At 63.2% G+C, this 11,345-nt stretch carries 15 protein-coding genes; 8 read left to right on the top strand and 7 right to left on the bottom strand.

The features are described from left to right. Window positions 1-4 precede the first annotated feature (4 nt). The 3 genes from ACP146_RS15685 to ACP146_RS15675 are packed head-to-tail and all read right to left on the bottom strand — an operon-like array spanning window position 5 to window position 2,814. Window positions 5-640 carry an HAD family hydrolase gene (locus ACP146_RS15685; protein ID WP_422367688.1) on the bottom strand — a complete coding sequence of 212 codons (636 nt, stop codon included), beginning with the start codon at window positions 638-640 and terminating at the stop codon, window positions 5-7. Then, complete coding sequence (argE, locus tag ACP146_RS15680) at window positions 633-1,838, bottom strand: acetylornithine deacetylase (protein WP_422367687.1); 1,206 nt, start codon at window positions 1,836-1,838, stop codon at window positions 633-635. The genes ACP146_RS15685 and argE overlap by 8 nt, the downstream gene beginning before the upstream one ends. Before the next feature lie 43 nt (window positions 1,839-1,881). Continuing rightward, on the bottom strand, window positions 1,882-2,814 hold the full coding sequence (locus ACP146_RS15675) for a transcriptional regulator GcvA (protein WP_422367686.1): 933 nt from the start codon (window positions 2,812-2,814) through the stop codon (window positions 1,882-1,884). A gap of 158 nt (window positions 2,815-2,972) precedes the next feature. Here ACP146_RS15675 and ACP146_RS15670 point away from each other — a divergent pair, with 158 nt between their 5' ends. From ACP146_RS15670 to ACP146_RS15655, 4 genes are all read left to right on the top strand, one after another. Continuing rightward, the gene (locus tag ACP146_RS15670) at window positions 2,973-3,224 is read left to right on the top strand and encodes a DUF1127 domain-containing protein (RefSeq protein ID WP_422367685.1); all 252 of its coding nucleotides are present in this window, start codon (window positions 2,973-2,975) and stop codon (window positions 3,222-3,224) included. Window positions 3,225-3,374: 150 nt separating this feature from the next. Beyond that, window positions 3,375-3,806, top strand: a complete 432-nt coding sequence (locus tag ACP146_RS15665; protein ID WP_422367684.1) for a hypothetical protein — start codon at window positions 3,375-3,377, stop codon at window positions 3,804-3,806. A gap of 72 nt (window positions 3,807-3,878) precedes the next feature. Further along, window positions 3,879-4,346, top strand: a complete 468-nt coding sequence (locus ACP146_RS15660; protein ID WP_422367683.1) for a flavodoxin family protein — start codon at window positions 3,879-3,881, stop codon at window positions 4,344-4,346. A 16-nt stretch (window positions 4,347-4,362) separates the two neighbouring features. Beyond that, entirely contained in the window at window positions 4,363-4,716 is a 354-nt protein-coding gene (locus ACP146_RS15655) for an MmcQ/YjbR family DNA-binding protein (RefSeq protein WP_422367682.1), read from the top strand. On the opposite strand, the gene ACP146_RS15650 is transcribed toward ACP146_RS15655, so the two are convergent. Further along, entirely contained in the window at window positions 4,713-5,024 is a 312-nt protein-coding gene (locus ACP146_RS15650) for a YciI family protein (protein ID WP_422367681.1), read from the bottom strand. The two genes, ACP146_RS15655 and ACP146_RS15650, sit on opposite strands and share 4 nt — an antisense overlap. A gap of 88 nt (window positions 5,025-5,112) precedes the next feature. Here ACP146_RS15650 and ACP146_RS15645 point away from each other — a divergent pair, with 88 nt between their 5' ends. Further along, window positions 5,113-5,988 (top strand): LysR family transcriptional regulator, encoded by an 876-nt coding sequence (locus tag ACP146_RS15645; RefSeq protein WP_422367680.1) that lies wholly within the window; start codon window positions 5,113-5,115, stop codon window positions 5,986-5,988. Between the two features lie 162 nt (window positions 5,989-6,150). Then, complete coding sequence (locus tag ACP146_RS15640; RefSeq protein WP_422367679.1) at window positions 6,151-7,215, top strand: glycosyltransferase; 1,065 nt, start codon at window positions 6,151-6,153, stop codon at window positions 7,213-7,215. A 100-nt stretch (window positions 7,216-7,315) separates the two neighbouring features. Here ACP146_RS15640 and ACP146_RS15635 read toward each other — a convergent pair whose 3' ends face one another. Continuing rightward, window positions 7,316-8,083: an NAD kinase gene (locus tag ACP146_RS15635; RefSeq protein ID WP_422367678.1), complete on the bottom strand. Its 768-nt coding sequence runs from the start codon at window positions 8,081-8,083 to the stop codon at window positions 7,316-7,318. Between the two features lie 256 nt (window positions 8,084-8,339). Here ACP146_RS15635 and ACP146_RS15630 point away from each other — a divergent pair, with 256 nt between their 5' ends. Beyond that, entirely contained in the window at window positions 8,340-8,855 is a 516-nt protein-coding gene (locus ACP146_RS15630; protein WP_422367677.1) for a molybdopterin-guanine dinucleotide biosynthesis protein A, read from the top strand. 19 nt (window positions 8,856-8,874) lie between these two features. On the opposite strand, the gene moaA is transcribed toward ACP146_RS15630, so the two are convergent. Beyond that, a complete protein-coding gene (gene moaA, locus ACP146_RS15625) occupies window positions 8,875-9,867 on the bottom strand; it encodes a GTP 3',8-cyclase MoaA (RefSeq protein WP_422369661.1) in 993 nt (330 codons plus the stop codon). Window positions 9,868-10,159: 292 nt separating this feature from the next. Between moaA and ACP146_RS15620 the strand changes: the two genes are divergently transcribed. After that, on the top strand, window positions 10,160-10,393 hold the full coding sequence (locus ACP146_RS15620; protein WP_422367676.1) for a hypothetical protein: 234 nt from the start codon (window positions 10,160-10,162) through the stop codon (window positions 10,391-10,393). A 34-nt stretch (window positions 10,394-10,427) separates the two neighbouring features. Here the strand turns inward: ACP146_RS15620 and ACP146_RS15615 are convergent, their stop codons facing one another. Next, entirely contained in the window at window positions 10,428-11,303 is an 876-nt protein-coding gene (locus ACP146_RS15615) for a C40 family peptidase (protein ID WP_422367675.1), read from the bottom strand. Window positions 11,304-11,345 lie beyond the last annotated feature (42 nt).

Genomic DNA, 11,345 nt, shown 5'->3' with positions numbered 1-11,345 from the left:
GCCCTCAGCCCAGCAGTTCGCGGTCTTTGAGATCCGCTTCCAATGCCGCCGGCGTTGTGAAGTGATGGGCCTGCCAGCCGGCATCGACAGCCGCCTGGGCATTATCCGCCCGATCGTCGATGAAGAAGGTATGCGCCGGGCTCAAACCGAAACGCTCCACCACCAGTTCATAGATCCGTGGATCGGGTTTCTTCATGCCTTCGGCGCCGGAAATCAAAAGACCGGCAAAGTGGTCGAAGAACCCGAAGCGCTGGCGGGCGATGGGAAAAGTCTCGGCGGAAAAGTTCGACAACACGTAGAGCGGCATGTTTCTGGCGTGGAGCCGCTTCAGCAGAATAACGGTGTCGTCGATCGCCCCTTTGATCATCTCCGGAAAGCGGGCGTAGTAGGTTTCGATCATCGCTGTCTGGTCAGGGTGCCGGGCGCAAAGCTCCTCCGTGATATCGGCAATCGGCCGCCCGGCATCGGCTTGCTCGTTCCAGTCGTGGGAGCAGACATCGGTCAGGAAGCGTTCCATCGCCGCTTCATCGTCGAAGATCTTGCGATAGAGATGGCGGGGATTCCAGTCGAGCAGGACACCGCCGACATCGAACACCACGGCCTCGACGGGTTGAGCTTTGGCGGGGGCGCCGTCAGGCACGGGCAGTCTCCTGCGGGCGCAGGCGTTGCTCGAGGCGATCCATGAAGCGTTCACACAGGGCGATCTGTTCCAAGGTCACAAACTCGTCGGGCTTATGGGCCTGGTCGATGGAGCCGGGGCCGCAGACCACCGCCGGAATCCCGCTGCTGTCGAAGAGGCCGGCCTCGGTCCCAAAGGCCACCTTGCCGGTGGCGTTGCCGCCCGACAGGCTTTTCGCCAGATCCACGACCTCGGCATCAGGCGGCAGGTTCAGGCCGGGAAACCCGGCCAGTTCCTCCCAGGAAAACCCGCTCTTGGGATCGATGGCTTGCATGGCCGGGGCGATCTCCTTCTCGGCGAAGTCCTTGACCTGGGCCAGCAAGGCGCTGGGCGAATCTTCCGGAAGGTAGCGGAACTCAAACTCGAAGCGGCAGTGGCCGGGGACGATGTTCAATTGCGTGCCGCCCTCGATCACCCCGGTATGAACCGTCGTAAAGGGCACGTCGTAGTCGTCGTCGAAGGGTCCGTTTGCCGCCTTATCAGCCGCCATGTCGGTCAGCTTGCCGATGACCCGCGCAGCCGCCTGGATCGCGTTCACCCCGTGCGGCGCAAGGGAGGAGTGGGCCTCCTTGCCGCGGACGTGGCAGCACATCGACAGCTTGCCCTTGTGTGCCGTGATGACCTTCATGTCCGTCGGCTCCCCGACGATACATAGCCGGGGCCGCACCGGTTGTTCGGCGAGGTAGGCGAGCAGATCGGGTACCCCGCGGCAGCCGACCTCTTCGTCATAGGAGAAGCAGAGGTGAACCGGGGTTTCCAGTTCGCCCGACAGAAAGCGCGGCGCATGGGCCAACGCCACGGCGACGAACGACTTCATGTCGCAGGTGCCGCGCCCATAGAGCCGTCCGTCGGCCTCGCTGATCTTCCAGGGATCGCGCTGCCAGTCCTGATCGTCGATGGGCACCACGTCGGTGTGGCCGGAAAGCGCGATGCCGCCGCGGTCTTTGGGACCGAGCGTGGCATAGAGATTGGCTTTACGGCCGTCGGCATCGTGCACCAGGGTCGCGCTGACGCCGAGATCGGCCAGATAGTCGCGAATGAAGTGAATCAGGTCCAGGTTGGAATTGCGGCTGGTCGTGTCAAAGGCAATCAGACGCTCGATCATGGCGCGGGATTCCGGCCTGATGGCCGGGCTTTCGGCATTCAGGAGATCAGGCAAGTTTATCGGCTCCAGGCAGGGTAAAGACGGGTGTCGGGCGGTTTCAGCAGGATGACAGAGCGGCGGTTTCTGCGCCAGTCCTCTCGGCTTCTTCCAGCAACCACTCACGAAACAGGCGAACCCGGCGCCGTTCGGCCACGGCGGGCGGGCAGACGATGTAATAGGCATGTTTTGACGCGATGCTGGGCCCGAAGGGCTTCACCAGGCGGCCGCTTTCCAGGTCGGCGGCGGCCAGCCAGCGGTGGCCCAGGGCCACACCCTGAACGGCCGCGGCAGCCTCGATCACCATGGAGGAATCGCTGAAACCGGGCCCGCGGTTCCAATCGACGCCGGTGACCCCCGCGGCCTGCAGCCAGGAACGCCAGTCCGGGCTTTCGTCTTCGCGTGAAACCTCGTCATGCAGCAACGTATGGTGGAGCAGGTCATCGGGGGTCTTGAGCGGCTTCGGACCCTTCATCAGGCTCGGGCTGCAGACCGGGAAGACCTCGTCGCTGAGCAACAGATCCACCTGCAGGCCTGGATAGTTGCCGGCACCGTAGCGTATGCCCATCTCGACCGAATCGTCGGAAAAGTCGACCAGCTTGTTGTTGGCGGAAATCATGACGTCGATGTCCGGGTGCTTGTCGCGGAAGCGGGACATGCGCGGCAGCAGCCATTTGGCGGCCAGGGAGGGAAGAACGCTGATCTGCAGAGGACCCGTGTCGTCGTCCTTGTAGAGCTGCTTGGTGCCGCTGGCGATCTGGTCGAAAGCATCACGCAGGACCGGCAGGTAGATCTGCCCCGCCGCGGTCAGCACCAGGCGCCGGTTGAGGCGCCGGAACAGCGTCAGGCCGAGGTGCTCTTCCAGGGATTTGACCTGATGGCTGATCGCGGCCTGGGTCACGTGAAGCTCGTTGGCGGCCTTGGTAAAGGACAGATGCCGTGCTGCGGCTTCGAAAGCCCGCAAAGCCTTCAGAGGCGGGAGTTTCCGGGACATCGTTTCGCATTAGATTTACTGATGATCCTCATGAGATATCATCGTTTGCCGGATTCAGCAATCGTCAATAGGTTTAGGGCTAAGAGAGAGCCTGAGAGGGCAATTCACTCGATGCCTGACGAGAGACGAGGGCATTCCGTCAGATAAGGAACACTAAGATGTCGAACGCAGCGATCCAGAAATCCTCCCCCTTGCTGGTCTCCGGCCGCGCCCGGACGAGCGGCGGTCTGTTGGGCACCCTGTTGCGTCTGCCTGTGGTGCTGCTGGACCTGATGATCGACTGGCAGCAAAGCGCGGAAGAGCGGGCAAGCATGGCCAACATGAGCGGCCGCCAATTGCGCGATATCGGCCTTTCGGCGGAATCCATGAAAGCCATGGCCGCCAAGACGCGTTGGGACCGCCAGATCTAGGGCTTCTGCCTCATCCGGCGCGGGTCACGGTCGATCTGCAGGAATTCCACATATCATCCTTGATCTCCGGTACCGCGGGGTCTGTAGCTTCCGTCGAAAAGCGGCTACAGTCGCCGCGGTATTGCGATTCGTATTTTCAAGAGGTCAGGCATGACGGAGCCGCTACAGCGCGACGAACTGATCGCGCTGCTGTCGAAACTGGGCAGCCCGGAGGATGAAGAAGTTCTGACGGCGGCCCGCCAGCTGCACGGCAACCTGGAGGCCGCGGGTACGTCCTGGGACGAATTGATCCTGCCCGAGGAGCCCGAAGACTATGAACCGGCGCTCGACGACGAGGCGGAAGACGAGTTCGAAGATGAGGGTGAGGAAGAGGCCGTCGAGGACGAGCCGCTGTCGCCGGAACAGCAGACGGCCCAAAACGCGGAAGCGCTGGCTCTGATCGAGAAACTTCTGGCCCGGCCGGACAGCTCCGCGGCTTTGCGCGAAGAGCTGGAAGGCTACAAGGAAGACATTGCGGAAGACGAGTTTACGGCGGCTGACTATCGCTATCTGCTCGCTCTTCAAGCGCGCCTGACGAAGTGATCCGGCTGCAGGGTTGATCGTCTGCTGGGTTATCCGGAGGCCGGGGCGCGGTAAGGGAGGCGTCCGCACATCATGAGCCGCAAGCGTTTGCTCATCGTGGCCCACGCGCCCTCGGCGAATACGCTGCGCCTCCGCCAGGCGGTGGTCGATGCGGCGGAGGATTGCGAAACCGAAGACCTGGAGGTGGTGGCCCGGGCGCCCCTGGAGGCCGGACCTGAGGACGTTCTGGCGGCCCAGGCCGTAATCCTCGGCACCACGGAAAACCTGGGCTACATGAGCGGCGCGTTGAAAGACTTTTTCGACCGCAGTTACTATCCCTGTCTCGAAGAGACCCAGGGCCTGCCTTACTGCCTTTACATCCGGGCGGGTCATGACGGGACGGGAACGAGGCGTGCCGTGGAAAGCATCACCACCGGCCTGCGCTGGCGGGCGGTGCAGCCGCCGGTGATCTTCAAAGGCGACTGGCAGGACGGTTTTGTCGATGATTGCCGTGACATCGGCGCTGCCATGGCGGCCGGGTTGGATGCGGGGATTTTCTGAGAAGAAGGAGTTGCCAGTGACGCGCGAGGGTTTCGATCGGTTTTGCCGCTCGCTGACAGGCACCACCAACGTGATTCAGTGGGGCAATGCCTCGGTGTGGAAAGTCGGCGGCAAGATCTTCGCCATTTGCTCCCACTGGGGTCCGGGTGAGCAGCAGAAGATCAGCTTCAAGTGCAGCGATCTTTCCTACACCCTGCTGAGCGAGCAGGACGGTATCGCCCCCGCGCCCTACCTGGCCCGTGCGAAGTGGGTACAGTTGCAGAAGAAGCGGGCGATGACCGACAAGGACATCAAGGCCTATGTCGAAGAAGCCCACCGTATCGTCGCCGCCAAGCTGACCAAAAAGGTCCGTAAGGAACTGGGCCTCTAAACCAGGCGCCGGCCGTCGGCGAACACCTGTTTCCAAATCGCGATGCGATAGGATTTTCGCAGGCCCGTCGGCCAGAAGGGATCTTCTTTCACCAAAGTGGTGACGGCGTTCCGGTCGGCGGCTTCGACAAGCCACAGCCCGCCCTCGCTCTCGCCGCCCTCTGCTTCACCGCCATCGGCAAGCAGCGGCCCGGCGGCCACGACCTGCGTCTTGTGTTTCTCCAGAAAGGCCAGGTGCGCGGGCAAATGCTGTTGCCTCAGGTCCTTGCCCAGTTCGGTGTTGTCCTCGAAAAACACAGCGAAAAGCATCGCTCCCTCCTGCCTGATGATCTGCACACAATGTTATGGCTGCATATTTGCCGTAGATAGGCGAGAATTTGCATGTAAAACTGCAGAAATGCAGAATCCAAATTGGAATGACCTGCGCTACGTCCTGGCGATCGGACGCAAGGATCGGCTCTCATCGGCGGCAAGGTTGCTTGGCGTCGACGACACGACGGTGTCGCGCCGGCTTGTCGCCCTGGAGGCCGACCTCGGCGCTCGCCTCTATCAGCGGCTGGCGGACGGTCGCCTGGAGTTGACGGATCTCGGCAGGTCCCTGGCCCGGCTGGCCGAAGGCATGGAGCGCGATCTTGCGTCGCTCGGCGGCGTTGGAAGCGGACCTTCGGAGGTTACGGGGGTGGTGCGCTTGACCACCGTTCCGGCGGTGCAGAACCATGTTCTGCTGCCGGCGCTGCCTGGACTGCTCCAAGACCATGGGGACTTGAGGCTTGAGTTGATATCGGACGCCCGCGACCTCAGTCTCACACGGCGCGAGACGGACATGGCCTTGCGTTTCGCACGGCCCAAGGCCGGTGGATCACGGGTCAAGGCCCGGCGCATTGGCATCCTGGCCTTCGCCCCTTACACCGCCGCTGCGACAGCGAAAAAGCAAGCCGCGGCCCAGGCCTGGATCACCTACGATGAAACCATGGGCCATCTGCCGCAGGCGCGCTGGGCCGAACAGGCCATCAAGACCGGGGGCGGCCGGGCTGCCGCGGTCAAGGTCAACGATGTCGAAGCGGCCCATCAAGCCGTGGCAGCAGGGCTTGGGCGTTCGTTCCTGCCCTGCCTGATTGCCGACCGGGACGCGAAGGTGAGACGCCTCCCGCTCCCCAATGGGCTGAAGGAGGCCCGGCGCGAAGTCTGGCTGCTGACGCAGGCCGAGTTGGTTGGTTTGCCCCGCATCAAAGCCGTCGGTACTTGGATCGAGGGGGTCTTTGCCAAGGCCTAGAGTCGGGTCGACGTTGTTCATCTCTATGGAATAATCCGGCCTGCCGCTGGTCAGGCTACTGAGATCCTTTTTCCGGGCGGGTCGGCAGGAAGAGCCGACGGCTTGTCCGTTGCAAGTAGCAAAGCCGGATTTGCGAGGTATCAGATTGCGAGGTGAGACGTGATGCAAGCCCCGAAAGCGCGCATCCCGGCGTCGATCATCATCGCGAACTATAACTACGCGCAGTTTCTCGATCGTTGCATCAGCAGCGCCCTCAATCAGAATCACAGCAATGTCGAGGTGATTGTCGTTGACGACGCCTCAAGCGATGAGTCGCCCGACGTCATCCGGTCCTACGGTTCCAGGGTTGTTTCCTGCCTGAAAACGCGCAATGCCGGGCATGCGGCTGCCTTCAACACCGGTTTTGCGGCGTCGTCCGGTGCTGTCGTCTTTTTCCTGGATGCGGATGATTACCTCTACCCCGACGCCGTATCGACGGTGATCGATGCCTGTGACAGCGCGACGACGCAGGCGCAGTTCCGGCTGCATGTCGTCGACGAGGAGCGACGGATCACCGACACCTATCCACCACCCGAGCTGCCGTTTGACGAGGGTAACGTCATGCCCGCCCTGCTGCGGCGCGGCCGCTACCAGACGACGGTTACCAGCGGCCTTGCCTTCGATCGCCGGACGCTGGAGTCCATATTGCCGATACCGGAGGCCGCGTTTCGCCAAGGGGCAGACGGCTATCTTGTGACGGTCGCTCCGGTTCACGGAAGAGTAACCGCGATCGACAACTGTCTCGGCGCCTATCGCCGGCACGGCGCCAATCACTCGGCCTTCAACGGCAGACTTGCCGAGGGCGCGCGTTGGCGCATACAGCACGATTTCCATCGCATGGCGGCACTTGCCCGGCAAACAGCGGAGGCCGGCATGATCTTGCCCGATGATGTCTGCCTGCGCGATCCGACCCATCTGGAACAGCGCCTGGCCTCTCTCTGCGCGGACGAGACCCGGCACCCGGTCGCGGAAGACTCCAGACTGGCGCTGGGCGCCGCCGGTGCGGCGGCAACACTGGAGATGAATGCATCCCTGCGGCGACGCGCTTTTTTGGCTGCCTGGTTCCTCTCCGTGGGTCTGCTGCCGCAGCGCATGGCGAGGGCGGTTTTGTCCTGGAAGCTCATCGCCGCCTCCAGGCCACGCATATTGGCCGCCCTCTCAAAGGTCATTCGGCGCTCTGTCGGTTGACCGGCGGAATGCCAGAGACCTTCTGCAGATAACAGTTCAGGCGGCCACCCTTCGTTTCCTTACGGCAGTTGTGACTTACGGATACCGACGCCAAGAAGCGTTAGGGCTGGAACTGCTCTTTGATGATGCGCTCTTCCAGATCGTGTTCGGGGTCGAAGAGCAGGTTCAGATCGAGGGTCTGGTCTTCGCGCACTCTTACCCGGGCGACGTCACGCACTTCCGTGAAGTCCGCCGTTGCCGAGACGGGGCGCTTCTTTGCCTCGAGCACCTCGAAGGTGACCTCGGCGGTGGCCGGCAGCAAGGCGCCGCGCCAGCGCCTCGGACGAAAGGCGCTGATGGGTGTGAGAGCCAGAAGCTGTCCGCCGATGGGAATGATCGGGCCATGGGCGGAGAGGTTGTAGGCCGTGCTGCCGGCGGCGGTGGAAACCAGGATGCCGTCGCAGATCAGCTCGTCCATGCGCTGGACGCCGTCGACGGCGATGCCGACCTTGGCGGCCTGCCGGCTTTCGCGCAGCAGGGAGACCTCGTTGATGGCGATGGCTTCGCTGGTTTCGCCGTTGACGCAGTCGGCGGTCATGCGCAGGGGATGCAGGGTCGCCTGTTCGGCCTGGGCGACGCGTTCCGCCAGGTCGTCCTCATGGTACTGGTTCATCAGAAAGCCGACAGTGCCGCAGTTCATGCCATAGATCGGCTTGCCGCTTCCCATCACGCGGTGCAGGGATTCGAGCATGAAGCCATCGCCGCCCAGGGCGACGATGATGTCGGCGTCCTCCGCCTTGGTACCGCCATAACGCTTTTCCAGCCGCGCCAAGGCTGCCGCCGCCTCGGGCGTATCACTGGCGACGAGCGCAATCTTAGGGTCGGTCACGGCCAATGAGTCCTCTTATGGAAAGCCAGTCTCCCAGAAACCGCGCCTGAGCACGTTACCCGGGCCGGCCGGCCGGATTGCCCAGCCTCAATGTGGCCGAGTATAGCGATCAGCCGGGACAGCGCCAGACTGCGTTCTTCCCCGAATGAATGGGCGAAAACGGAAGCCCACTGCCAAAACCGTTACTTGCCAAACCGCGGGGGCTCCCGCAGGCTGCGCGCCAATACTGGTGGGTCAAAGAACAGGGAGAGGGTAGATGCAGGCTGGTTTGCGGACCGGACGACAGTTTTTAGTGGCCTTGATGGGGGTCTTTGGAATGGCGCTGGTCGCCATGACGGCAGCCGGGGGCGCGGCCCGGGCGGATGACCGTCACTCGGAGTATTATTATCCCGTACCCGAGACGACAGAGACCTATCAGGCGCGCTCCTTCACCCTGCCGGAGGCCTCCCGCAAAGCGCGCATCGCCTTTGTTACCGGCATCACCAGCGAACAGAACAAGGCGCCCTATCCGCCGACGGCGGCGATCTTCGCCAAGGGGTCGGAGGCCGAAAAACTCATCATCGTGGCGCTGGACGACGGCCGGATCGACACCGTCTACCGGGCGCGGGCGATCTTCGCCCAGATGACCGCGGTGGCCCGCCTTCTGCCGGTTTTCTCGGAACTGGGTGTGGAGGACTACTTCACCTTCTTCGATCTGGCGAAGATGCTCGGCTTCGAGCAGATCACCATTTCCAACGGGCGCGACTTCGCCCATCAGGTTCTGATCAAGTAGTCGGGACTGGCCGGCAGGTTCAGCCGCCGGTGACGCTCATGTGGCGCGACACCGCCGGCTGCTTGCGGCGGCGGTCGATGATGAAGTCGTGGCCCTTCGGCTTGCGGCCGATGGCTTCCATGATCGCATCGTCGAGCAGGCCGTCGCTCTCGCTGGCGCGCAGAGGCGCCCGCAGGTCGGCGGCGTCTTCCTGGCCCAGGCACATATAGAGGGTGCCGGTGCAGGTCAGCCGCACGCGGTTGCAGCTTTCACAGAAGTTATGGGTCATCGGCGTGATGAAGCCGATGCGTCCGCCGGTTTCCTTCACCCGCACGTAGCGGGCCGGTCCGCCGGTCTGATAGTCGATCTCGTCCAGAGTCCAGGATTCGGCCAACTGCGCGCGCAGCATGGAAAGCGGCCAATACTGTTCAACCCGGTCCTCGCCGCCGATGTCGCCCATCGGCATGACTTCGATGAAGGTCAGATCGAAACCCTCGTCGCCGCACCAGGAGACCAGCCGGTCGACCTCGTCGTCGTTGACGCCCTTCAGCGCCACGGCGTTGATCTTCACCTGCAGCCCGGCCGCCTTGGCCGCATCGAGCCCGGCCATCACCTGATCGAGTTTGCCCCAGCGGGTGATGGCGGCGAACTTGTCCGGGTTCAGCGTGTCGAGGGAAACGTTCACCCGCCGCACGCCGATATCCGCCAGTTCATGGGCGAAGCGGCCGAGCTGGCTGCCGTTGGTGGTGAGCGTCAGTTCATTCAGGGCACCACTTTCAAGGTGGCGCGACAGGCTGCGGAACAGCTTCATGATGTCGCGGCGCACCAGCGGCTCGCCGCCGGTCATGCGCAGCTTCTTCACGCCCTGGCGCACGAAAGCGCTGCAGACCCGGTCGAGCTCTTCCAGGCTCAAAATGTCCGATTTCGGCAGGAAGGTCATGTTCTCCGCCATGCAGTAAACGCAGCGGAAGTCACAACGATCCGTCACCGATACACGAAGGTAGGTGATCGCCCTCCCGAAGGGATCGATCATCTCTGCCATCAAGCCTCTCCCAAACCTTGGTCTTGTCCGGCCCAAGTTGACTGCGGAACCGGCGCACCTCATTGATGCTTATCAAAATAATAGCAGCCGGCCGATATTTCGCCCCCAACTTTCGTAGGGGCAAGCCATTTTCCAAGAACATTTCCGCCCAGGCCGCCGATGGCCCGGCTTGCGGCGGCAATCCTGGGGCTTTAGCCTCTCGGGCATGACGGATTCGTCTCAAAAGGTCTCATTTCTAGACCGCCCGGCTGCCCGACTCTGGGCCCTTGGGGTGGCCTTCCTTATGGCTGCCGCCCTGGGCTGGATGCACCGCGACGACATCTTTCCACCGCCGGAAGAAGCCGGCCTTGCGGCAGACGACCCCGTGGCGCGCTGTCTGGCGGAACGGGCCGTGGATATCGACCGCATGGCCGCCGAGGGCACCATCACCGCCCAGCAGGCGGATCTGTTCAAGAGCCGGGCCGAGGCGCTCTGTCAGGCCCAGGTGGGCGGCGGCAGCGGGCCCCCGCCGCAATAGTCCAGGCGGATTGCAGGCCGGATCTAAGCCGGGTCTAAGGGCGGAGCCGCCGGACGCCGGTGATGCCGGTGCCGCCGCTTTCGGCGATGACCCGTTGCTCCACCGCTTCCAGCGCTTCAATGGCCACCGACATGGTGAAGGCATTGGCGTGCACCACTTCCCGGTCGTCCAGCATGATGACGCAGTGGCCGGGGAAGTAGACGAGGTCGCCGCGTCGCAAAAGCGTTTCGCCCGGCCGCCAGTCGACGGCCTGCCCGACCGAGCTGCCCTGCATGTAGGAATCGCGCAATACCGGCATCCCCGCGCGGGCGAGGCAGATCTGAATAAGCGCGGCGCAGTCCAGACCGATGCTGCTGCGCCCGCCCCAATAGTAGGGCGTGCCGAGGAAACGCAGCGCGCTGGCGACATAGTCGCTTTCGTTTTCCGACGGCAGGGCCGCGAGGTGTTTGCGATAGAGGAAGCCGCTGCCCTCCAAGGCCGCGTAGTCTCCGTCTTCGCCGACGACGCGGACGGGCGAGGCGATGCTGAGGCAGCCCAGCGGCGGTGCCTTCAGGTCCGGTTCCGGAAACAGGTAGCTGCGCAGGGCCGACACATGATGGGTCGGCGGCTTCGGCGCTTCGCCTAGGGCAGCGCTCTCGACATAGCCGACGTAGCTGTCGGTTTCGTTCTGGACCCAGGCCCAGCCATCGCGTTCGTCGTAGACCGTAACGGTTTCGCCGAACAGCAACTGGGTGTCGAGGCGCGAAGTCGCGTTGGGTTCGCGGCGCAGGTCGACAAGGCCTTTGCAGATACCGGCTTGCCGGCCCTCGGTGAACCGTTCTGCCGATACCCGGCCCTTCAGTGAAGCCGCCGCCAGATCGTCGCGGTAGGCATGGAGAAAGGGGTCGGGCTTTTCGCCGTCAGAAGTCATGGCGACAAGCCTACTCCGCTCTTGGTGAAAAGGCGATTAACC

The organism is Pelagibius sp., from assembly GCF_965249265.1.
Taxonomy (GTDB): Bacteria; Pseudomonadota; Alphaproteobacteria; order Kiloniellales; family Kiloniellaceae; genus Pelagibius.
This window is presented reverse-complemented; position numbering and strand designations above follow the sequence as displayed.

What these genes read in the sequence shown, in the direction of transcription:
- ACP146_RS15620 (WP_422367676.1), top strand. Translation starts at nt 10,160, where the DNA reads ATGGCTGCCGCCCTGGGCTGGATGCACCGCGACGACATCTTTCCACCG.
- ACP146_RS15665 (WP_422367684.1), top strand. Translation starts at nt 3,375, where the DNA reads ATGACGGAGCCGCTACAGCGCGACGAACTGATCGCGCTGCTGTCGAAA.
- ACP146_RS15675 (WP_422367686.1), bottom strand. Translation starts at nt 2,814, where the DNA reads ATGTCCCGGAAACTCCCGCCTCTGAAGGCTTTGCGGGCTTTCGAAGCC.
- ACP146_RS15630 (WP_422367677.1), top strand. Translation starts at nt 8,340, where the DNA reads ATGCAGGCTGGTTTGCGGACCGGACGACAGTTTTTAGTGGCCTTGATG.
- ACP146_RS15650 (WP_422367681.1), bottom strand. Translation starts at nt 5,024, where the DNA reads ATGCTTTTCGCTGTGTTTTTCGAGGACAACACCGAACTGGGCAAGGAC.
- ACP146_RS15615 (WP_422367675.1), bottom strand. Translation starts at nt 11,303, where the DNA reads ATGACTTCTGACGGCGAAAAGCCCGACCCCTTTCTCCATGCCTACCGC.
- ACP146_RS15645 (WP_422367680.1), top strand. Translation starts at nt 5,113, where the DNA reads ATGCAGAATCCAAATTGGAATGACCTGCGCTACGTCCTGGCGATCGGA.
- ACP146_RS15660 (WP_422367683.1), top strand. Translation starts at nt 3,879, where the DNA reads ATGAGCCGCAAGCGTTTGCTCATCGTGGCCCACGCGCCCTCGGCGAAT.
- ACP146_RS15640 (WP_422367679.1), top strand. Translation starts at nt 6,151, where the DNA reads ATGCAAGCCCCGAAAGCGCGCATCCCGGCGTCGATCATCATCGCGAAC.
- moaA (WP_422369661.1), bottom strand. Translation starts at nt 9,867, where the DNA reads ATGATCGATCCCTTCGGGAGGGCGATCACCTACCTTCGTGTATCGGTG.
- ACP146_RS15670 (WP_422367685.1), top strand. Translation starts at nt 2,973, where the DNA reads ATGTCGAACGCAGCGATCCAGAAATCCTCCCCCTTGCTGGTCTCCGGC.